The following is a 20,091-nucleotide window of genomic DNA, read 5'->3' on the forward strand; positions in this document are numbered from 1 at the left end:
TGAGCGCCACATAATGATCCAGCAGGGCGGTCGCAAGGCGAGCGCTATTCACAGCATGCCGATATTTCGATATCCCAGTGGCGAGGACAAGCGCTTTCGCGCCCGCGAAAGGCCGGGACGGAGGAGCATCCATGCCATCAATCAAATCCGATATCGAAATCGCGCGCGCCGCGGCCAAGAGGCCGATCTTCGATATTGGGGCAAAGCTCGGCATGGCGGCCGAGCAGCTCGTCCCCTATGGTCACGACAAGGCAAAGGTCAGCGCCGAGTTCATCGCGGCGCAGGCGGGCAAGAAGGACGGCAAGCTGATCCTCGTCACAGCGATCAATCCGACGCCGGCCGGCGAGGGCAAGACGACGACAACAGTCGGCCTCGGCGACGGGCTGAACCGGATCGGTAAAAGGGCGATCGTCTGCATACGCGAGGCGTCGCTCGGTCCCTGCTTCGGCGTCAAGGGCGGGGCGGCCGGCGGCGGCTATGCGCAGGTCGTGCCGATGGAAGATATCAACCTGCATTTCACCGGCGATTTCCACGCGATCACCTCGGCGCACAATCTGCTGGCGGCGATGATCGACAACCACATCTACTGGGGCAATGGAGAGAATATCGACATTCGCCGCATCGCCTGGCGGCGGGTCATGGACATGAACGACCGGGCGCTAAGGAGCATGGTCTCCTCGCTCGGCGGCGTCGCCAACGGTTTTCCACGCCAGGGCGGCTTCGACATCACCGTCGCTTCCGAGGTGATGGCGATCCTCTGCCTGGCCACCGATCTGAAGGATCTGGAGCGGCGGCTCGGCGACATCATCATCGGCTACCGCTTCGACAAGACGCCGGTGCATGCGCGCGATCTGAAAGCCGACGGCGCCATGGCCGTGCTGCTCAAGGATGCGATGCAGCCGAACCTCGTGCAGACGCTGGAGAACAATCCGGCCTTCGTACATGGCGGTCCCTTCGCAAATATAGCCCATGGCTGCAATTCGGTGACGGCGACGAAGACGGCGCTGAAGCTCGCAGATTACGTGGTGACGGAAGCGGGATTCGGAGCGGATCTCGGGGCTGAGAAATTCTTCAATATCAAATGCCGCAAGGCCGGGCTGAGGCCGGACGCGGCCGTCATCGTCGCGACCGTCAGGGCGCTGAAGATGAATGGTGGCGTCAAGAAGGAGGATCTCGGCACTGAGGATGTCGTGGCGTTGAAAAAGGGCTGCGCCAATCTTGGCCGCCACGTTGCCAATGTGCGCCGCTTCGGCGTGCCCGTGGTCGTCGCGATCAATCATTTCGTTTCGGATACCGATGCCGAGATCGCGGCGGTGAAGGAATTCGTGTCGCGGCTCGGCGCTGAAGCGATCCTCTGCCAGCACTGGGCGAAGGGTTCGGCCGGTATCGAGGAGCTGGCGCATAAGGTGGTGGAACTGGCCGAATCCGGCCAAGCGAAATTTCAGCCGCTCTACGGCGACGACATTTCGCTGTTCGAAAAGATCGAGATCGTCGCCTCGAAGATCTACCATGCCGGCGAGGTGACCGCCGACAAGGCGGTGCGCGATCAGCTGCAGACATGGGAGGAGCAGGGCTACGGCAAGCTGCCGGTCTGCATGGCGAAGACGCAATATTCCTTCTCCACCGATCCGAACCTGCGCGGCGCGCCAGAAGGCCATATAGTCTCCGTGCGGGAGGTACGGCTTTCAGCCGGCGCCGGCTTCGTCGTCGCCATCACCGGCGAAATCATGACGATGCCCGGCCTGCCGAAATCGCCCTCAGCGGAACGGATTTTTTTGAATGAGCAGGGTTATATCGAGGGGTTGTTCTGATCAGGCGTGGTGAAGGGACGGGATGCGGCCTCTCAATCCTCTCTTCTCCCCGAGGGGAGACGGGAATATGCCGCACCGTCTACGTTCCCCGCCAGTTCTTGTTTGATGATGGGGTCCTGACCTTCGACGTTAATGACAATAACGATAGCCGCCCTTCCTTTCGATGATGTCGAGATGGAAATGGGTTTCGTGGGCCGCGTCGCTTTCGGGGTCGAGTACGGTCGTGAAATAGAGGCAGCCGGCGGCGCTGACGGCGCGTTGGAAGGCACCGGTCAGCGTTGGGTCCTCGCGACGGGAGCGGACGGCGACATCCTCGCCCTTTTCGAAATGGAAGCTGGCAATATCGATGGCGTTGCCGCGGGCATGCTCGGAGATCTTGCCTGTCTCGGCGCCATTGCGCAGGCGGCACATATAGGCGGTAGCCTGGTTGACGACAGTGATGCGACCCTGCTCCGGCAGGGCGGCGGAAGCGGCAGGGACGACGCTCTCCTTCATCCAGCGGGCAAGTGCGAGTGCCGCCGGGCAGCGGATCGTTGCCTCCGGTTTGACGGCGATACCGGGCAGAGCCTCCGAGACGATGATCGGTTTGTCGATGCCGCAGCCGTTGCCGTCATCGATGCGCGGCGTTTCCTTGAAGACGGCACCCAGAGCCTTGAGTGCAGACGTGCATTCGGCATGCTCGGCGTCACTCTCGGATTCGATCGTCAGATGCTGCTCTTCAAGCGTCTGCTCGCCGGGCGGCTTTTCTTCCGGTGGAGTCTGCGGGCTCTCTAGCTGGCCCGGCGGAAGCGGCGGGCCCTGCATCGGTTCTGAATGCTCAGGCTTTGCCGGTTCGGCTGGCGAGGCAGGCGGCTGGTCCGGTGCGGATGTCTCCGGCTCCTTTACGTCAGGTTTCGGCTGAGGGGCCGGCACCTGTTCAGGCGCGGAGGGTTCCGCTTTTTCTGAGGACGGGCGGGTGGGGGCGGCCGTCTGCCCGGCATCGGGCCGAGGCTCTGGCAATGGGCCGTGCGGGGGCAGGCGGGCACCAGCCAGAAAGGCGGTAGCGGCGAGGAGGATCGCCAAAGTCGAAAATTTTCTCAATCCATGCGATTCCTAATATTGGTGGCTAGAGGCAACGCATGAGAGCGTTTTTCGTTGCAATTGTGCAACATTTTTGACGATCGCAAAAACCTGACAATAATATCCAACATAAGGCGGGGCGATTTGTGTTGACTGTTATCGTCATGTTTTCACCGGGCGGATCGCCACTTTCCACACTCGTTATCAGAATTTCATCGAGACGGTGACGAGCGTTGACGCGACCGGCTTCAGAGCTTCAATTACACCAACGTGGCTGCGGCGACGATCTCGGGTGTTGAAGCAAGTGCCGTCAAGACGTTCAATAACGGCATCAATCTGCATGCTCGCTTGCCTATGCCTACGGCAGGAATGAAGAAACCACCCAGCGCCTGCGCTCGGTGGCGCCGTTCAAGGCGATTGTGGGCGGCGGCTGGAGCAATGACACCTTCGGCTTCGATCTGTCCTCGAAGCTATCTGCCGGCATGCTCACAGACCATCTCAATACACCCGTCACCAACACCAACGACACAACCTTCGATGCGCACGGTTACGCAATCATCGACCTGAACGGCTGGTGGACGCCGGAACAGTTGCCCGGCCTGCTCGTTCAAGCTGGTGTCTACAATATTTTCGACCAGAAATATTTCAATGCGCTGGCTGTACGTGACGTCAACCTGGTCTCTCGACCGCATCGCAGCCTCGCGATTGGTATTCCGAGCCGGGCCGTACCTTCAAGGTGTCGCTCACGAAGACATTCTGATTGCCGGCGACACACTTTCACGGCTGGGGAGGGGCGGCTTTCGGGCCGCCCTTTTTCATTGCGCAATCGCCTCTTGCGCGGCGGCTGATCTCAGGCTAACAATTTTCCATGATTACGTCCTTGAACATTGCTGTTTGGTGGTGGGCTCGCTGAGGCGGCCTCGACCAATCGTGTCCAAAGACGACGAGTGAGCCGCCCGAAACTTCGAGGCGGCTTTTTTGTTTTATCGCCGCCTGTCGTCCGGGCCCCGATAACGGAGTGGAACAATGGTAACGATCCTGCGGGATGATGGTGCGGAACTCTACGAGACCAAGGGCGGCATATCAGTCACCCGGCAGCGGCGGGCAATCCCCTATGCCGATGCGGTCTCTTCCTATATCGACAAGCTCGACGAGCGCCGCGGCGCGGTGTTTTCGTCGAACTACGAATATCCGGGCCGTTATACCCGTTGGGACACCGCCGTCGTCGATCCGCCGCTCGGCATCTCTTCCTTCGGGCGCAACGTCTGGATCGAAGCCTATAATGAACGCGGCGAGGTGCTCCTCGGTTTCGTGACCGAACGGCTGCAGACCGTCCCTGACCTCGTGCTCGGCGCTTCCTCAGCCCGGCGGCTCGACCTCTCCGTCAAGACGCCGGACCGGGTGTTCACCGAGGAAGAGCGCTCGAAGATTCCGACGGTGTTCACAGTGCTGCGGGCCGTGAGCGATCTTTTCTACTCGCAGGCGGATGCGAGCCTCGGGCTCTACGGCGCCTTCGGCTATGACATCGCCTTCCAGTTCGACGCGATCGATCTGAAACTGACGCGCCCTTCCGACCAGCGCGACATGGTGCTCTACCTGCCGGATGAAATTCTCGTCGTCGACAACTATGCCGCCAAGGCCTGGATCGACCGGTATGATTTCGCGAAGGACGGCGTGACGACCGAAGGCAAGGCGGAAGATATCGCGCCCGAGCCCTTCAAGCAGACGGATGCCATTCCGCCGAAGAGCGACCACCGGCCGGGCGAATATGCCGAGCTCGTCGTCAAGGCGAAGGAAAGCTTCCGCAAGGGTGATCTCTTCGAGGTCGTGCCTGGGCAGAAGTTCATGGAGCGCTGCGAAAGCAAGCCTTCCGACATTTCCAAGCGGCTGAAGGCGATCAATCCGTCGCCCTATTCCTTCTTCATCAATCTCGGCAATCAGGAATATCTGGTCGGCGCCTCGCCCGAAATGTTCGTGCGGGTCTCCGGACGGCGCATCGAGACCTGCCCGATCTCGGGCACGATCAAGCGCGGCGACGACCCGATCGCCGATAGCGAACAGATCCTGAAGCTCTTGAATTCGAAGAAGGACGAGTCCGAGCTGACCATGTGCTCGGACGTCGACCGCAACGACAAGAGCCGCGTCTGCGAGCCCGGTTCCGTCAAGGTGATCGGCCGCCGGCAGATCGAGATGTATTCGCGCCTCATCCACACGGTCGATCATATAGAAGGCCGGCTGCGCGACGACATGGATGCCTTCGACGGTTTTCTCAGTCACGCCTGGGCGGTGACCGTCACCGGCGCCCCGAAGCTCTGGGCGATGCGCTTTATCGAGAGCCATGAAAAAAGCCCACGCGCATGGTATGGGGGGGCGATCGGCATGGTCGGTTTCAATGGAGATATGAACACCGGCCTGACGCTGCGCACCGTGCGCATCAAGGACGGCATCGCCGAGGTGCGTGCCGGTGCGACATTGCTCAACGATTCCATTCCAGAGGAAGAAGAAGCCGAAACCGAATTGAAGGCCTCCGCCATGCTTTCCGCCATCCGAGACGCCAAGACCGGCAATTCCGGCAAGATTCAGCGCGACGTCGCCAGCGTCGGCAAGGGCGTCAGCATCCTGCTGGTCGACCATGAGGACAGTTTCGTCCATACGCTCGCCAATTATTTCCGCCAGACGGGGGCAACGGTTTCGACCGTGCGGACGCCGGTGCCGGAAGAGATCTTCGACCGGCTGAGCCCGGATCTGGTCGTGTTGTCGCCCGGGCCCGGAACGCCGAAGGATTTCGATTGCAAGGCGACGATCAAGAAGGCGCGGGCCCGCAACCTGCCGATCTTCGGCGTCTGCCTCGGCCTGCAGGCGCTCGCCGAAGCCTATGGTGGGGAATTGCGCCATCTGGCGCTGCCGATGCACGGCAAGCCGTCGCGCATCCGCGTGCTGGAACCGGGCATCGTCTTCTCCGGCCTTTCGAAGGAAGTGACGGTCGGCCGCTACCACTCGATTTTCGCCGATCCCTCGACCCTGCCGCGTGAGTTCATCATCACGGCGGAAAGCGACGATGGCACGATCATGGGTATTGAACATGCCAAGGAGCCGATTGCCGCGGTGCAGTTCCACCCCGAATCGATCATGACGCTCGGCGGCGATGCCGGCATGCGGATGATCGAGAATGTCGTGGCGCACCTGGCGCGCAAGGTGAAGACGAAGGCGGCTTAAACCAAGTATCATTTCGCCCCTTCCGTACGCGGACGGGGCGAGGGTTGACTCTGCCAGGAAAATCAGAACATTTCCGGAACGATCAACCGGGAATTATCGCCGTGGCCAGTGCCGAGAAATTCATCGTCCTTCCCTACCGCAAGAACCGCGGCAATCTCGTGCCAGGCGAAATGCGGCAGGCGTCGAACGCCGTCAGTGCGGAAAAGATCGCCTCGGCGATGGCCGAGCGTTTCGTCGGGGTCGCGGCCTATGCCGTCATCGTCGATGAGGAGACCGGCGACATGAGCTCGCCGCGACTGCTCGCGCGGTATGGTGAGATTGCCGATCTCAACGCCGCCTGAGCGCGATTTTCCCATGGAGACGTCGCTCTACCTGCCGGTCAAAGCCTTCCTGGAGGCGGCGGGTTACGCCGTCAAGGGCGAGGTCGGCGGATGCGATCTCGTTGGCTTGAGCTATGGCGAGCCGCCGGTCGTGGTCGTCTGCGAACTGAAGCTCACCTTCAACCTCGAACTTCTTCTCCAGGCGGTCGATCGCGCGGCGATGAGTGATGAGGTCTGGATCGCGGCGCGGGTTTCGGCCAAGGGGCGTGGGCGAGAGACGGACAAGCGCTACCGCGACCTTTGCAGGCGGCTCGGCATTGGCATGCTCGGCGTCTCGGATGGCGGCGAGGTCAGCGTCATCGTCAGTTCCATCTCGCCGATGCCGCGCACCAATCCCAAGCGGCGTTCGCGCCTCGTCAAAGAGCATCAGCGCCGTCGCGGCGATCCTGCCGTTGGCGGCGGCTCGCGGGCGCCGATCATGACGGCCTATCGCCAGCAGGCGCTGCTCTGCGCGGCCGCGCTCGATCGGGGAATTGTGCGCCCGCGGGATATGAAGGCGCTTACGCCAAAGGCCGGTCCGATCCTGCGCGACAATGTCTATGGATGGTTCCAGCGCCAGGAAAAAGGCGTCTACGCCCTGACGTCGGCAGGCCAGGCCGCTCTTCTGCGGTGGCCGCAATCTCTCCAGTCCGATCCCGCTCTCTCGGCGATGTAGAAGATCGCGTATCGTGTGCCTGCACTGCTTTCACATCGGCACGCGGCCACAGCTGTGAAGGACGCGTCATTCTCTTTGACAAATCCTCGATCATCGCCCATATCACCCTCAACTGGGCCGCCTGCGCGACATTCGCGTGGGCGGTTTTGCATTTCAATGGCTTGGATCCTGCAATTCATTCGCAACCGCAGGAGGACGATATGAACGACAACGGCGATCTGACGGTTCGGAAGCTGGCGATGTGGGGGATTCCGCTGTCGCTCGGCGTCATGGGGCTGAAGATGGTGGCTTGGTGGGTGACCGGATCGGTGGCGCTGCTGTCGGATGGGCTCGAATCCACGGTCAACGTTGTTGCCGCCTTCGTCGCTTTCTTCGTGATCCGTTATGCGCAGAAGCCGGCCGATCAAGACCATCCCTTCGGCCATCATAAGGCGGAATATCTCTCCGCGGTCACCGAGGGCGTGCTGATCGTCGTTGCCGCGCTGCTGATCGTCAACGAGGCGGTCGGCTATCTCGCTGCGCCGCGCATGCTCGATGCACCGATGCTCGGCCTTGCGATCAATCTGGCGGCTGGCGTCATCAATGCGGTCTGGGCGAGCCTGTTGATCCGGACCGGACGCAAACATCGCTCGGCGGCGCTGGCGGCGGATGGACAGCATATCATGTCGGATGTGGTGACATCCGTCGGCGTGCTCGTCGGCCTGCTGCTGGCCCTGGCGACGGGTAATGCGATCTTCGACCCGGTTCTTGCGATTCTCGTTGCCATCAACATTCTCTATCAAGGCTGGAGGGTGATCTCGCAATCGATCGGCGGTCTGATGGACCAGGCGGTCGAGCCGCAGGAAGAAGAAGCGATCAAGCAGGCGATCGCCACCCATGCGGCGGGTTCGATCGGCGTGCATGACCTGAAGACGAGGCGGGCAGGCGCCGTCACTTTCATCGATTTTCACATGGTGGTGCCTGGCACTATGTCCGTGCGGCAGGCGCATGATATATGCGACCGCCTTGAGGATGCCATCAGAGCGGTGCATGAGGGCGCCAAAATAGCCATTCATGTGGAGCCGGAGGGCGAAAAGGCCCATGGCATCCGCGTCAAAGTCGTCAAGGAGGCATGATGCCGAATACCGATGTTTCCAGCCTGTCGATGCTGGGTCAGCAAACCGAAACCGCGAAATCGCCGGAGGAGGCGGTGCTGGAAAAAGTGCCGTCCAATCATGCCGGCACCGACTATGTCGTGCGCTTCACCGCGCCGGAATTCACCTCCCTCTGCCCGATGACGGGGCAGCCGGATTTCGCCCATATCGTCATCGACTACATCCCCGGCGAATGGCTGGTGGAATCGAAGTCCCTGAAACTCTTCTTGTTTTCCTTCCGCAATCACGGCGCCTTCCACGAGGATTGCTCGATCTACATCGCCAAGCGCATCGTCGAACTGGTCGACCCCAAGTGGCTGAGGATCGGCGCTTACTGGTATCCGCGTGGCGGCATACCGATCGACGTCTTCTGGCAGACGGGCAAGCCGCCGGAAGGTGTGTGGCTGCCGGAGCAGGGCGTCGCAACCTATCGTGGCCGTGGGTGAGGCGCGCTCGGGCGTAGCCCGAGCAATCGATTTGAGTGAATCGATTGCAGCGACGAACGCCCTGAGCCCAAGCGAAGGGCCGGGATACGGGGCGGCAATGTAAAACCAACTGCCGCCCATTTCCGCCCGTTAAACCTCAGACATCCGTAACGTCGCCGGACGAGTCATCACTGTAATCGTCCGCATCGTCGTAATCGGCCTGTTGCACATCGTCGTCATTGTCATTGCCGGCATTATCCGCGGCCTGACGGGTGTCGTCATTGCCATAATAATTGTTGATGATGGTCTCTTCGGTCGGTGCGGTAGCATTGCCGAACGGGTTGGCGCCGAAGGGCGAGCCCCAACCGAGCGAAGACATGTGATTGCCGAAGATGCCGCTCAACGAGTTGGCAAGCAGCATGCCGCCGGCAACGCCGGCTGCCGTGCCGAGAGCGCCGCGTAGAAAACTGCCGCCGGCAGACGGCGCGTAGGCCTGCTGGCTCCAGGGCCCGGCGGGCTGCTGCGGCGTCTGGCGATCGTAGCCGCGCGGCTCGTCATAGGCGCGGGACGGTTGGCTCCAGGGGCCGGGGTTGGAGGGGACAGGCGCGGGCTGCTGCGTCTGGGTGTTGCCGAAGATCGAACTCAGGAAGCCGCCGCCCTGTTCTGCCTGGTGGTGCTCGCTGGCTCCGGCTTCAAACTGCCGCACGCGCTCCTCGAGTTCCTTGATGTGGTTGGCGGCCGCTTCCAGCCCTTTTTCCTGCACGATGACGGCCTGGGCGAGATAATAAGTGGCGGACGGCTGCTCGCGCGTCGCCTGATCGATCAGGGCTTCGGCTTCGCGATCGCGCGGCTGGGCTTGCGCGGTGCGCACGCGGTCGAAGAGGGCGGTCAGCAATTGGCGTTCTTCCGGTGACATGTCCGGTCTCCTGTTGATTTCATTTGGCGGTTGCCATGTGAGAGGTGAGGTAGGAACCGATTCCGGCTTTTCAAAGCCTTCCAACCGTTACATTTCAGTAAGGCTTGCGGAACGATGCGCGGCTTCTTAAGGATATCTCCACCGCTTCGGTGCCTTGTGTTTTTCCCGCATTGTTTTAGGCATTGAGTCGCACTATGTGCGAGGAACCCGAATTCATCTCCGAGAGGTTCGAATGAACGACGAAGAACAGGACGACAAGACGAAGGAACTGCCGCTCGGCAAGGAAACGGAGGCGAATCTTTTCAAGTCGCGTTCGATCTTCATCTATGGACCGATCAACCAGGAACTGGCGCAGAAGGTCTGCTCGCAGCTCGTCGCGCTTGCCGCGGCCAGCGACGAAGACATTCGCATCTATGTCAATTCGCCCGGCGGTCACGTCGAATCCGGCGATTCCATCCATGACATGATCAAGTTCATCAGGCCGAAGGTCTGGATGATCGGTACGGGCTGGGTCGCTTCGGCCGGCGCGCTGATTTACGTCGCGGCTCCCAAAGAGCGGCGCCTGTGCCTGCCGAATACGCGCTTCCTGCTGCACCAGCCGTCGGGCGGCACGCGCGGCATGGCGTCCGACATCGAGATCCAGGCACGCGAGATCATCAAGATGAACGAGCGTCTGAACAAGATCATGGCGGAGGCTACCGGCCAGCCGATCGACAAGATCGCCAAGGATACGGATCGCGACTACTGGCTCTCTGCCGAAGAGGCGAAGGATTACGGCCTCGTTTCGCGGATCGTGACGTCGCAAGCCGACATCTGAGTTTTCTGGACTGAAGCGTTCAAGACGCCCTTGCCTGCCGACCGCAGGCAGGGGTGTCTTGCTTTCAGATGGCTTGAGGTCATCGACCAGCAGAGCTGGACGGAAAGCCCTCAATCTGGACTTGCGCAGGCGGCAGCCATCATGCTCCATGCGCCATTCCCGCAGCTCAGAGTCCGCCATGCTCAAAGATTTTTCCGTCCAGGCCCTGTTCATGGGGCTGCTTACCGCTTTCGTCGGCTCCGCCAGCTCCTTCGCCGTCGTGCTGCACGGGCTGCAGGCGGTGGGTGCGACGGATGCGCAGGCCGCTTCGGGGCTGATGGCGTTGTCGATCTCCATGGGCGTCTGCGCGATCGTGCTCAGCGCCGTCACCCGATTGCCGATCAGCATCGCCTGGTCGACGCCGGGGGCGGCGCTGCTGGCAAGCACCGGAGCGATTGAGGGCGGTTTCAATGCAGCGGTCGGCGCATTCCTGATCTGCGCCGTACTGATCATCATTGCCGGGTTGTTCAAACCGCTCGGCCGGGCGGTGGCCGCCATTCCTGCGCCGCTCGCCAATGCGATGCTCGCCGGTGTGCTGATCGGTCTCTGCTTCGCGCCGGTGAAGGCGATCGGCTTCAATCCGCTGCTCGGTCTGCCGATCGTCATTTCCTGGATCGTCGTCGGTGCCTTCAAGCGGCTCTGGGCGGTGCCGGCCGCGCTCGCAGCCTTCGTGCTGGTGCTCGCCTTCGGCATCGATATTCCCGATGGCGCTTTCGCCTCGCTCGAACGATCGCTGATGCCGACGGCGGAAATCGTCCGGCCGGTATTCAGCTTTGCGGCCTTCATCTCGATCGCGCTGCCACTCTTCATCGTCACCATGGCCTCGCAGAACATTCCGGGCATCGCGGTGCTGAAGGTCAATCATTACGATCCGAAGCCAGGCCCGCTTTTTGCCGTAACCGGCTTCTTTTCGCTGCTGTCGGCGCCTTTCGGCGGCCATGCCGTCAACCTGGCGGCGATCACCGCGGCCATGTGCGCCGGGCATGACGCCCATGCCGATCCGAAGCGGCGCTATTGGGCATCGCTGATCGCCGGCGTCGGTTATATCATCCTCGGGCTGCTTGCCGGCGCGGTGACGGCCTTTGTCGCCTTGGCGCCGCCCGTTCTGATCGAGGCGGTGGCGGGGCTGGCGCTGGTCGGGGCCTTCTCATCCTCGGCGATGTCGGCTTTCCAGGCGCAGGAATCGCGCGAGGCGGCGGCGATCACTTTCCTCGTCACCGCATCCGGCGTTTCCTTCGGCGGCATCTCCGGCGCTTTCTGGGGATTGATCGCCGGCGGGCTGATGCTCGTGCTGTCGCAGCTGGTGAGGGTTTGGAAAGACCGGCCTCAGTCCGGGTAACGAAGGCGGCGGGCCGCGAGGGCTTGCCAGTTTCGCTGCCCAAGGTTATAAGCGCGGCCATGAAGACCTCTGGCGCCAAGATTTCCGAGACGATTGCACGCGGCCGCATCGCCCTGCGTGACGTCTCGAGCGCCGTGACCTCGCTTCTTCTCCTCGGCCTTACGCGCGGTTGCCGGGTCCGTTGAGGAGCGCCCGGCGGCCGAAAGCCCGCCCGGTATCGCTCCTCGCGACTCACTTTCAAAATTGACCCAACGACCGACGAAGGTCCGCATTTGTTTATCGCCAAGTCCGATGCGATCGGCTAAGAGGCGGGGCAAATGCCGGCACGAGGAGACAAGACAATGGACAATACCAACAGCCGATCCTCCGCGAAGGGCATGCCCGATGCCGCGATGAAGTACCGGCCCTATCCGCAGGTGAATATTCCCGACCGCACCTGGCCGACCAAGACCATCACCAAGGCGCCTGTCTGGTGCTCGGTCGACCTGCGCGACGGCAATCAGGCGCTGGTCGACCCGATGGGCCACGACCGCAAGGCCCGGATGTTTCATCTGCTGCTCGAGATGGGCTTCAAGGAAATCGAGATCGGTTTCCCCTCCGCCTCGCAGACCGATTTCGATTTCGCCCGCTGGTGCGTGGAAGAGGGTAACGTGCCCGCCGATGTCTCGTTGCAGGTGCTGGTACAGTGCCGCCCGGAGCTCATCACCCGCACCTTCGAAGCGCTGGAAGGCGCAAACCGGCCGATCGTGCATTTCTATAACTCGACCAGCGAGCTGCAGCGCCGCGTCGTTTTCGCCAAAGATGTGCAGGGCATCAAGCAGATTGCCGTCGACGCCGCCAAGATGATCACCGACATGGCAGCCAAGGCCGGCGGCGGCTATCGTTTCGAATATTCGCCCGAGAGCTTCACCGGCACCGAGCTGGAGGTGGCGCTGGAGATCTGCAACGCCGTCATCGAGGTCGTCAAGCCGACGCCGGACAACAAGCTCATCATCAACCTGCCGTCCACTGTCGAGATGGCGACGCCGAACGTCTATGCCGATCAGATCGAATGGATGTGCCGCAATCTCGACAAACGCGAGAACCTGATCGTATCGCTGCATCCGCATAACGACCGAGGCACCGGCATCGCCGCCGCCGAGCTGGCCTTGCTGGCAGGCGCCGACCGCGTCGAAGGCACGCTGTTCGGCAATGGCGAGCGCACCGGCAATGTCGATGTCGTGACAATGGCGCTCAACATGTTCACGCAGGGCGTCGATCCCGGGATCGACTGCTCGAATATCGAGCGGATCAAGGAAGTGTTCGAATATTCGAACCAGATGGCGATTGCAGAGCGTCACCCCTATGTGGGCGAGCTGGTCTATACGGCCTTCTCCGGCTCGCATCAGGATGCGATTAACAAGGGCATGAAGGCCGCACAGGTCGCCAACCATCCCGTTTGGGAAGTGCCGTATCTGCCGATTGATCCGCGCGATGTCGGCCGTTCCTACGAGGCGATCATCCGCATCAACTCGCAGTCCGGCAAGGGCGGCATCGCCTATATCCTGCAGCAGGATTACGGGCTCAACCTGCCGCGCAACCTGCAGGTCGAGTTCCGTGAAGATATCCAGCGCATCACCGACGTCGAGGGCAAGGAGCTTCCCTCGAAGCGCATCTACGACCGCTTCATCGAGCGTTACGTGACGCAGCCCGAGGCGCGCCTCAAGTTCGTCGACCACCACACCTATCCCGACACCGAGCGCAAAGGCCAGCGGATCGTAGCAGCTGAAATCACCGATAATGGCGAGACCAAGCGCATCGAAGGGCGCGGCAACGGCCCGATCGACGGCTTCATCAACGCACTGTCGCATTATCTCGGCATCGAAATGTCGGTCGAGGACTATTCCGAGCATTCGCTGCAGCACGGCTCGAATGCGGCGGCGATCTCCTATGTCGAGACCTCCTATCCCGGCGGCAAACTCTTCGGCGCCGGCATCAACACCAACATCGTCGCGGCATCGCTGGAAGCGATCGTCTCGGCGGCCAACCGGGTGCTCGAGGTGAAAGCCGGCAAGGCTTGATCTGCGAAAGGTTCAGGCCGCGATCGTTTTGGTAGGACGCGGCCTGACGATTAGGTTGACTTCGTTCCGCCTTCGCTAAGCGCAAGCGAAAGCAGTGAAAGGCGTGCCGTGTGGCCCCCTCATCCGCCCTACGGCCCCTTCTCCCCGCCGGGGAGAGGGGGAAACCGAGACCGTCGCCGCGAGTCTCTTCTCCCCAGTGGGGAGAAGGTGCCGGCAGGCGGACGAGGGGGCCGCTGGCGCTGAACGTCGATTTCCCCTATCGCGTCAAATCGTCGATCTGCCGATCAGATCGCCGTGGCGATCTTCATGGCGAGCTGGCCGAGGGTGGCTTCGGCGGAGGGGCCGGCGAGAACATAGGAGGTGCCGGCATTGTGCCAGGTCACCAGGCCAATCTCGTCCTTGATCGTTTCCTTGAAGTCGTCGGTTTCAGGCGGCTGCGCGTCCTTGCGGAAGCAGATGGAGATGATGTCGCCGTCGCTGTTGGAATAGACGAGCTGACCGACGGGGCGATTGTCGCCGAGAATGACGCGGGCACCCTGGAAGGTCCAGGATTCGGTGCTGAGATCCGGCACACGGAAAGGCACGCCGATGGCGGTCGTCAGCCAGCTGGAGATTTCTTCGGCCTGTGATGCCGGCACTTCGACGAGGTGACGGGGCTGGCGGATCAGCAGGCGTTGATAGGCGGTGACGTCGCCGAGCCAGTCGTTGGTATTGGCAGGCGCCGTGGCGGTCGTGGTGGCGATCTCGTCGGCATCGGGGGTGGTGCCGGCAAAGTAGCCGATGCCGCAACCGACGACGAAGAGGATAAGAGCGGCTGCCAGCGCCTGCGGGCCGCTCGGGGCCAGTTTCACCTGGGGGCGCATGGCGCGCTGGGCGATCGGCGTCTTTGGCGGCTGGGTGCTCTTGATCGAGCGGACGAGGGCGAGCGGCACCGGCTCCTTCAGGACATCGTCGAGGCGGCGGCGGCCGAAATCGGCGCCATGGCGCAGCTTTTCATGCAGACGACGCGCATTCTCGTCGCTTGCCAGGCGCTGTTCCAGTTCGTGCCGCTGCTCGGGAGAGACCTCGCCGTCGAGAAGGGCGGTGAGCTGGGCTTCGAGCGGCAATTTCCTAAGATCGAGCAATTCAGTACCTGTGGATGGGGTGGGTGCCGGCAAGTCCGGCGAAATGCAGCCTTGCGGTGGCAAGCTGGGAGACGACGCTTGCCGTCGAAATTCCCATGATGTCGGCCGCCTGCTGATAGCTATGTCCTTCGACATCGACGAGCAGGAAGACCGAAGAAACGCCGTCCGGCATTTCGGCGATCATGTGATGGATGGCGTCGGGATCGACCGAGGCCGAGCGTTCACGGGCAGCCTCTCGGATGTCGGTGACGTTGCCGCGTGCCGACGCCTTCGGCTTCCGCTTGCGGCTGTCCTCCGTCCACTGCTGACGGGCAAGCGTGTATATCCAGCTTTCCAGTCGGCCTTCGCCATTCCACTGGTGCCCCTTGGCAATGGCACGCAGACAAACGGCTTGGATAAGTTCGTCGGCCACGCCGGCTTCGCCCGCGAGCGTGATCGCGAAGCGGCGAAGGTGGGGCAGAAGGCCGACGAGATCACGCCGGAGGTCGATGGTCGTTGCGGGCTGACGCATTGTCTATCCAAGAAGCATTCACAATGGCTTCGCGGACGAAAGCTTCGCCATCGGACGCGAAACCGGCTTTGTCGGCACCGGGGATGCAGATGCTTTATGAAGCAAATCCACTGCACTTCGCAAGCATTCGGTCACCTTATCCCCTTCCCAAGGGGTTTTCCTAATCTAGACCGCAAAGCTTGCGTCAATATGTCCTGTAACCGTTCAAGCTTTGCAGCAGCGCGCGGTAGGCCCAGGTGTCTTCGCCGCCGCGGTCGCGAATTTCGACGAGCTGGACGCGCGCCCCTTCGATGTCTCCTTGTTCCACCAGCGCCATGCCCATGTAGGAGCGGGCGAGAATATAATTCTCATCCGCCTTCAATGCCTTGCGGTAATAGGACATGCCGAGCTCCATGCGGCCGGCCTTGCGGTTGGCATAGCCAAGATAGTTCAAAATCCGCGGGTCGTTCTGACTACGGGCAAGGTTGAGCACGGCGATGGCATTCTCATACTGGCCGGCATAGGCGAATTCGCGGGCGAACTTATAGAGATCGTCATCGTTGAAGCTGTTCTTCTTCGGGGTGACGCATTCCTTCTTGGCCTTGTCCCAGACCTTGCCGCCGGTGCAGGTTTTGGTCGTCTGGGTCTTCGGCGGCGGATTGGTGTCGTCGTTGCTGTCGCCGACGGCGAAAGCGGCCGTCGCGATGGCGAAGGCAAAGCCGGCGGCAAGTGTTGTTCTGCACGGGCGATGGAAGGGGGAAGTCATTGGCGGCTCCGTTCTGAGGCAATGCAGTCGGTCGGATTGTACGCTTACCGGCAAAAATACCAAGAGGGTAGGCCGCGTCCGTGGCAAATGTTGCGACAGTGGCAAAGGGCCTTCCGAGATTGATTCACCTACTGCATAAAAAGAGTCCGAAGCCAGCGCTAAGGGGCGAAAATATCGACGCTTTCCGGCATCATCGCATCGCCTGTCCGGTTCAGGCTGAAGCGCTTGCCGGTGAGTTCCCAGGCGCCCGGAGAGCCATCGATGGAAAAGAGGTTGTAGGCCGCCGGCGGCTTAATGCTGCCCGGTCCCTGCGAGGCCGATGCTATGCCGACGACTGGCACCGGCTGCACCTGGCCGCGCAGCCAGTGCAGCGTATTCAGATGCGTGTGGCCATGCAGCACGAGCTCGGCGCCGCCGGTCGAAATCACGGCCGCGAAGCGGCGGATGCCGATCATGCGTTTGTAGAAGGCGGTGGCGCCGCGGATCGGCGGATGATGGATCATGACGACGCGGAAGAGACCGGCTTCGCCGGCCGCACGCAGCATGTTCACCGTATCGCGGGCCTGGCGGGCGCTGAAAAAGCCGGAGGCTGCGAAGGGGGGCGTGGCGACGGCCGTGGAGCAGCCGACGATCGCAACCTTGCCGCGGACGCGCAGATAGGGAAAGATGCGGCGGTCTTCCTGCCATTGCGGCGGGGCGAGGTCGCCGCGGACATAATCGTACCAGGCGCGCATCGACTTTTCGTAAGCGCCCGGCACATAGGCGTCGTGATTGCCCGGAACGACCGAGGTGTCGGCGGGATCACCAAGCACGCGCAGCCAGGCGGCGGCGGCGCGGATCTCGATGCCGCTCGCCAGGTTGACGAGGTCGCCGGTGACGGCCAAATGGTCGGCCTGATGGGCGCGGATGTCATCGAGCAGCAGATCCAGCGTGCTGGCGAAAAGGTGCTTGCGTCGATTTCGATGCCAGTTCACAAAGCCGGTTATGCGTTTGGAAAACAGCTCTTGAATGGAAAGACGGGGCAGTGGTCCGAGGTGGACGTCGGAAATATGCGCGAGCTTGAACATGCTACGAGACATAGACCAGCTTATTGACAAATCAAACACATCCGGCGCGACGAAGAGCCGAAACGGGACGAAGGTGGATAAAGAGAAGCGGCCCCCTCACATCAGGCTGGCCCTGCGCCTGCTGCATGTCTATTTCTCCTTCGCCCGCGGCATGACGATGGGCGTCAGGGCCGCCTGCTTCGATGCGGACGGCCGGATCTTCCTCGTGCGCCACAGCTATATCGGCGGCTGGCATATGCCCGGCGGCGGGCTGGAGCGCAACGAGACGGCGGAAGAAGCGCTGGCCAAGGAACTGCGCGAGGAGGGCAACCTCAGAATCATCGGGAAACCTCGGCTGGTCCAAGTCTATTTCAACACCACGACCACCCGGCGCGACCACGTCGTATTCTATCGCGTGACCGTCGAGCAGACGGCGCCGCGGCCGCCGGACTGGGAGATTTCCGACAGCGGGTTCTTTTCGCTCGACAGCCTGCCCGAGGGCACGACCGAGGCGACGCATCGCCGCCTCGCCGAGCTTCGGGGCGAGCAGGAACCCGACCACCGCTGGTGAGAAGCTTTAGGCCGCATTGCAGCAATTTAAAGTTCTACAGCGTCCTTTGCGCGTCTAAAAGACGCGCGGCGCTGTAGCGCGGCCATGCGGGCTGTCGAGATCAAGCGCCGGGCCGACCGGGACGATGCCGGTCGGATTGATCGTCTTGTGACTGCGGTAATAGTGCTGCTTGATGTGCTGCAGGTTTACCGTCTCGGCAACGCCTGCCGTCTGATAGAGATCCCTGAGATAGCCCGGCAGATTGCGATAATCGGCGATGCGGCGAATGTTGCACTTGAAGTGGCCGACATAGACCGGGTCGAAACGCACCAGTGTGGTGAAGAGGCGCCAATCGGCCTCCGTCAATCTGTCGCCCAAAAGGTAGCGGCCCTTGCCCAGGCGTTCGTCGAGAATGTCGAGTGTTTCGAATAGTTTGCCGACATTTTCCTCGTAAGCTTCTTGAGTTGTGGCAAAGCCTGCCTTGTAGACGCCGTTGTTGACGGTGTCGTAGACGGTGGCGTTCAGCATGTCGATCTCGGCACGCAGATCCTCCGGATAGAAATCGGCCTTCGAACCCGTCAGCCCGTCGAAGGCGCTGTTGAACATGCGGATGATCTCGGCCGATTCGTTGTTGACGATCGTGCCGGTCTGCTTGTCCCAGAGGACGGGAACGGTGACACGGCCGGAATAGTGCGGATCCGCCTTGACGTAGATCTGCCAAAGCGTCCCAGCGCCAAACAGATGGTCGCTGGCAGCGCCGTCACCGATCTTGAACTCCCAGCCATTCTCGAGCATCAGCGGATCCACGACAGAAACCGAAATCAGCTCCTCCAGCTTCTTCAGCTTGCGGAAGATCAAGGTGCGATGGGCCCAGGGGCAGGCGAGGGAGACATAGAGATGATACCGCCCGGCCTCGGCCTTGAAGCCGCCGCTTCCGGAAGGCCCGGCCTCGCCGTCCGCCGTCACCCAGTTGCGAAATTGCGAGGGCTGCCGTTTGAAGTGCCCCTTGCTCTCCTTCGTGTCGTACCAGATGTCGTGCCAGACGCCGTCCACAAGCATTCCCATGATCTTCATTCCCTTGATTGCCGTGTTGGAATCGAAGTTAGCTGAGATAGTGGGGCTTTGCAGGCGGTAAAGATTGAACAGTGCGTCACGCCCCCCACGCCAGCAGGATCGGGTGTGCATTTTGCGTTGGACGGCGGAAATTTTTCCTGCTATCGGCCTTTTCACGATTTGAGGAACGCCTGCCTGATGTTCATTTCCAGAAACCCGCGACGACGCTGATGCTCCCGAACGCCGAAGGCGTGTTCGAGACCCATCAATCCGTCCAACCGGTTTCTGCCATCATGTACAAGCACGATCTCGTCTACCTCACCGAAGACGCGTCCCACGACGCCGCCATCGAACATATCAATGAAGAAGCCTTCGGTCCGGGCCGCTTCGCGCGGGCGGCCGCGCGTATCCGCGAGCAGGGGCCGCACGACCTGTCGCTCTCCTTCATCTGCGCTGACGACGGCGAGACGATCGCCTCCGTGCGCATGACGCCGGTGCTGGCCGGCACGGTGAAGGGACATCTTCTTGGCCCGCTTGCCGTTCGACCCTCGCACAAAAACATAGGTATCGGCCGAGAACTGGTGCGGATCGCGGTGGAAGCTGCGCGGCGCAAGGGTTCGGAAGCCGTCATCCTCGTCGGCGATCCGCCCTATTACGGTCCGCTCGGCTTCGAGAAGGTGGCCTATAACGCGCTTGCCTTTCCAGGTCCCGTCGATCCCGGCCGGGTGCTGGTCGTTCCGATCGCCGAGGGTGTGCACGAGCGGCTGAAAGGCATAATCGCCTGGCGCGGATGATCAGAGATTTTTCCGGAGGAAGCTGCGGGTGCGGCCTTCCGGGAAATCCTCAAGCTCGCCGAAGATTTCATAACCCTGGCGCAGATAGGCGCGGAGAGCCTGCGGGTTGAAGGTATCGATCCAGGCGCCACGACATCCTCGCGCCTTGGCCTCGTCTTCCGCTTTTGCGAGGATCCTGCCGGCTATGCCCGTTCCGCGCAGCGTATCGGGGATGTAAAGCATTTGGGTGAAGAGCCAGCCCCAGGCAGTAAATCCCGACAGGCCGCCGGTCACCTTGCCGTCGGTATCGCGGACGAGGACGGCGAGCGGCTGGCGGTCCGAAGGGCCGACATCGCTGTTATTGAAGGCCGAGAGCGCATCGGTGATGGCCGCGAGCTCCACAGCCGAAGGCGATGCCGTAAGCTCGAATTCCGGCATG

The 20,091-nt window shown here is 61.7% G+C and carries 20 protein-coding genes and 1 pseudogene; 13 read left to right on the top strand and 8 right to left on the bottom strand.

All coding sequences use genetic code 11. The annotated features are described in order from the left end of the window. Nucleotides 1-131: 131 nt before the first annotated feature. Nucleotides 132-1,811 (top strand): formate--tetrahydrofolate ligase, encoded by a 1,680-nt coding sequence (locus HJC00_RS17645; protein ID WP_210630424.1) that lies wholly within the window; start codon nt 132-134, stop codon nt 1,809-1,811. Nucleotides 1,812-1,940: 129 nt separating this feature from the next. Here HJC00_RS17645 and HJC00_RS17650 read toward each other — a convergent pair whose 3' ends face one another. Continuing rightward, entirely contained in the window at nt 1,941-2,891 is a 951-nt protein-coding gene (locus tag HJC00_RS17650) for an extensin family protein (RefSeq protein ID WP_221146953.1), read from the bottom strand. A 148-nt stretch (nt 2,892-3,039) separates the two neighbouring features. Between HJC00_RS17650 and HJC00_RS17655 the strand changes: the two are divergent. The 6 genes and pseudogenes from HJC00_RS17655 to queF all read left to right on the top strand — a co-directional run. After that, nucleotides 3,040-3,630: pseudogene (locus HJC00_RS17655) on the top strand (TonB-dependent receptor domain-containing protein); the annotation flags it as partial. Between the two features lie 266 nt (nt 3,631-3,896). Continuing rightward, the gene (locus tag HJC00_RS17660; RefSeq protein WP_210630426.1) at nt 3,897-6,086 is read left to right on the top strand and encodes an anthranilate synthase; all 2,190 of its coding nucleotides are present in this window, start codon (nt 3,897-3,899) and stop codon (nt 6,084-6,086) included. Between the two features lie 101 nt (nt 6,087-6,187). Next, entirely contained in the window at nt 6,188-6,427 is a 240-nt protein-coding gene (locus tag HJC00_RS17665; RefSeq protein WP_210630427.1) for a hypothetical protein, read from the top strand. 13 nt (nt 6,428-6,440) lie between these two features. Then, the gene (locus HJC00_RS17670) at nt 6,441-7,121 is read left to right on the top strand and encodes a DUF2161 domain-containing phosphodiesterase (protein WP_221155632.1); all 681 of its coding nucleotides are present in this window, start codon (nt 6,441-6,443) and stop codon (nt 7,119-7,121) included. 200 nt (nt 7,122-7,321) lie between these two features. Continuing rightward, the gene (gene emfA, locus HJC00_RS17675) at nt 7,322-8,236 is read left to right on the top strand and encodes a cation diffusion facilitator family transporter (RefSeq protein WP_210630430.1); all 915 of its coding nucleotides are present in this window, start codon (nt 7,322-7,324) and stop codon (nt 8,234-8,236) included. After that, nucleotides 8,236-8,700 carry a preQ(1) synthase gene (gene queF / locus HJC00_RS17680; protein WP_210630432.1) on the top strand — a complete coding sequence of 155 codons (465 nt, stop codon included), beginning with the start codon at nt 8,236-8,238 and terminating at the stop codon, nt 8,698-8,700. Before emfA ends, queF begins: the two co-directional genes overlap by 1 nt. 136 nt (nt 8,701-8,836) lie before the next feature. Here the strand turns inward: queF and HJC00_RS17685 are convergent, their stop codons facing one another. Next, complete coding sequence (locus HJC00_RS17685; protein ID WP_210630433.1) at nt 8,837-9,595, bottom strand: DUF2076 domain-containing protein; 759 nt, start codon at nt 9,593-9,595, stop codon at nt 8,837-8,839. A gap of 232 nt (nt 9,596-9,827) precedes the next feature. On the opposite strand from HJC00_RS17685, the gene HJC00_RS17690 reads away from it, so the two are divergent. From HJC00_RS17690 to leuA, 4 genes are all read left to right on the top strand, one after another. Continuing rightward, nucleotides 9,828-10,412: an ATP-dependent Clp protease proteolytic subunit gene (locus HJC00_RS17690; protein ID WP_221146954.1), complete on the top strand. Its 585-nt coding sequence runs from the start codon at nt 9,828-9,830 to the stop codon at nt 10,410-10,412. Between the two features lie 148 nt (nt 10,413-10,560). Next, nucleotides 10,561-11,790, top strand: coding sequence for a benzoate/H(+) symporter BenE family transporter (locus HJC00_RS17695; protein ID WP_210630435.1), 1,230 nt, complete (start codon nt 10,561-10,563; stop codon nt 11,788-11,790). Between the two features lie 59 nt (nt 11,791-11,849). After that, on the top strand, nt 11,850-11,975 hold the full coding sequence (locus HJC00_RS32645) for a hypothetical protein (RefSeq protein WP_259665256.1): 126 nt from the start codon (nt 11,850-11,852) through the stop codon (nt 11,973-11,975). A 156-nt stretch (nt 11,976-12,131) separates the two neighbouring features. Next, on the top strand, nt 12,132-13,850 hold the full coding sequence (leuA, locus tag HJC00_RS17700; RefSeq protein ID WP_210630436.1) for a 2-isopropylmalate synthase: 1,719 nt from the start codon (nt 12,132-12,134) through the stop codon (nt 13,848-13,850). A 284-nt stretch (nt 13,851-14,134) separates the two neighbouring features. Here the strand turns inward: leuA and HJC00_RS17705 are convergent, their stop codons facing one another. From HJC00_RS17705 to HJC00_RS17720, 4 genes are all read right to left on the bottom strand, one after another. Then, nucleotides 14,135-14,974: an anti-sigma factor gene (locus HJC00_RS17705; protein WP_210630437.1), complete on the bottom strand. Its 840-nt coding sequence runs from the start codon at nt 14,972-14,974 to the stop codon at nt 14,135-14,137. A gap of 1 nt (nt 14,975) precedes the next feature. Continuing rightward, a complete protein-coding gene (locus HJC00_RS17710) occupies nt 14,976-15,485 on the bottom strand; it encodes an RNA polymerase sigma factor (RefSeq protein WP_210630438.1) in 510 nt (169 codons plus the stop codon). A 184-nt stretch (nt 15,486-15,669) separates the two neighbouring features. Beyond that, nucleotides 15,670-16,230 (bottom strand): hypothetical protein, encoded by a 561-nt coding sequence (locus HJC00_RS17715; protein WP_210630439.1) that lies wholly within the window; start codon nt 16,228-16,230, stop codon nt 15,670-15,672. A gap of 158 nt (nt 16,231-16,388) precedes the next feature. Then, a complete protein-coding gene (locus HJC00_RS17720) occupies nt 16,389-17,297 on the bottom strand; it encodes a metallophosphoesterase (protein ID WP_210631583.1) in 909 nt (302 codons plus the stop codon). A gap of 73 nt (nt 17,298-17,370) precedes the next feature. On the opposite strand from HJC00_RS17720, the gene HJC00_RS17725 reads away from it, so the two are divergent. Next, nucleotides 17,371-17,847 (top strand): NUDIX domain-containing protein, encoded by a 477-nt coding sequence (locus tag HJC00_RS17725; protein ID WP_210630440.1) that lies wholly within the window; start codon nt 17,371-17,373, stop codon nt 17,845-17,847. Between the two features lie 54 nt (nt 17,848-17,901). Here the strand turns inward: HJC00_RS17725 and HJC00_RS17730 are convergent, their stop codons facing one another. Further along, nucleotides 17,902-18,891, bottom strand: a complete 990-nt coding sequence (locus HJC00_RS17730) for a glutathione S-transferase family protein (protein ID WP_221155634.1) — start codon at nt 18,889-18,891, stop codon at nt 17,902-17,904. Between the two features lie 218 nt (nt 18,892-19,109). Here HJC00_RS17730 and HJC00_RS17735 point away from each other — a divergent pair, with 218 nt between their 5' ends. Further along, nucleotides 19,110-19,673: a GNAT family N-acetyltransferase gene (locus HJC00_RS17735; protein ID WP_210630442.1), complete on the top strand. Its 564-nt coding sequence runs from the start codon at nt 19,110-19,112 to the stop codon at nt 19,671-19,673. On the opposite strand, the gene HJC00_RS17740 is transcribed toward HJC00_RS17735, so the two are convergent. Then, a complete protein-coding gene (locus HJC00_RS17740; protein WP_210630443.1) occupies nt 19,674-20,090 on the bottom strand; it encodes a GNAT family N-acetyltransferase in 417 nt (138 codons plus the stop codon). Nucleotide 20,091 lies beyond the last annotated feature (1 nt).

Source organism: Rhizobium sp. NLR22b (genome assembly GCF_019685295.1).
In the GTDB taxonomy this organism is placed as follows: domain Bacteria; phylum Pseudomonadota; class Alphaproteobacteria; order Rhizobiales; family Rhizobiaceae; genus Rhizobium.

Excerpts from the sequence above, each read along its gene's own strand:
- HJC00_RS17645 (WP_210630424.1), top strand. The coding sequence starts at position 132 with ATGCCATCAATCAAATCCGATATCGAAATCGCGCGCGCCGCGGCCAAG.
- HJC00_RS17660 (WP_210630426.1), top strand. The coding sequence starts at position 3,897 with ATGGTAACGATCCTGCGGGATGATGGTGCGGAACTCTACGAGACCAAG.
- HJC00_RS17670 (WP_221155632.1), top strand. The coding sequence starts at position 6,441 with ATGGAGACGTCGCTCTACCTGCCGGTCAAAGCCTTCCTGGAGGCGGCG.
- emfA (WP_210630430.1), top strand. The coding sequence starts at position 7,322 with ATGAACGACAACGGCGATCTGACGGTTCGGAAGCTGGCGATGTGGGGG.
- queF (WP_210630432.1), top strand. The coding sequence starts at position 8,236 with ATGCCGAATACCGATGTTTCCAGCCTGTCGATGCTGGGTCAGCAAACC.
- HJC00_RS17685 (WP_210630433.1), bottom strand. The coding sequence starts at position 9,595 with ATGTCACCGGAAGAACGCCAATTGCTGACCGCCCTCTTCGACCGCGTG.
- HJC00_RS17690 (WP_221146954.1), top strand. The coding sequence starts at position 9,828 with ATGAACGACGAAGAACAGGACGACAAGACGAAGGAACTGCCGCTCGGC.
- HJC00_RS17695 (WP_210630435.1), top strand. The coding sequence starts at position 10,561 with ATGCGCCATTCCCGCAGCTCAGAGTCCGCCATGCTCAAAGATTTTTCC.
- HJC00_RS32645 (WP_259665256.1), top strand. The coding sequence starts at position 11,850 with ATGAAGACCTCTGGCGCCAAGATTTCCGAGACGATTGCACGCGGCCGC.
- leuA (WP_210630436.1), top strand. The coding sequence starts at position 12,132 with ATGGACAATACCAACAGCCGATCCTCCGCGAAGGGCATGCCCGATGCC.
- HJC00_RS17710 (WP_210630438.1), bottom strand. The coding sequence starts at position 15,485 with ATGCGTCAGCCCGCAACGACCATCGACCTCCGGCGTGATCTCGTCGGC.
- HJC00_RS17715 (WP_210630439.1), bottom strand. The coding sequence starts at position 16,230 with ATGACTTCCCCCTTCCATCGCCCGTGCAGAACAACACTTGCCGCCGGC.
- HJC00_RS17720 (WP_210631583.1), bottom strand. The coding sequence starts at position 17,297 with ATGTTCAAGCTCGCGCATATTTCCGACGTCCACCTCGGACCACTGCCC.
- HJC00_RS17730 (WP_221155634.1), bottom strand. The coding sequence starts at position 18,891 with ATGGGAATGCTTGTGGACGGCGTCTGGCACGACATCTGGTACGACACG.
- HJC00_RS17735 (WP_210630442.1), top strand. The coding sequence starts at position 19,110 with ATGCTCCCGAACGCCGAAGGCGTGTTCGAGACCCATCAATCCGTCCAA.
- HJC00_RS17740 (WP_210630443.1), bottom strand. The coding sequence starts at position 20,090 with ATGCCGGAATTCGAGCTTACGGCATCGCCTTCGGCTGTGGAGCTCGCG.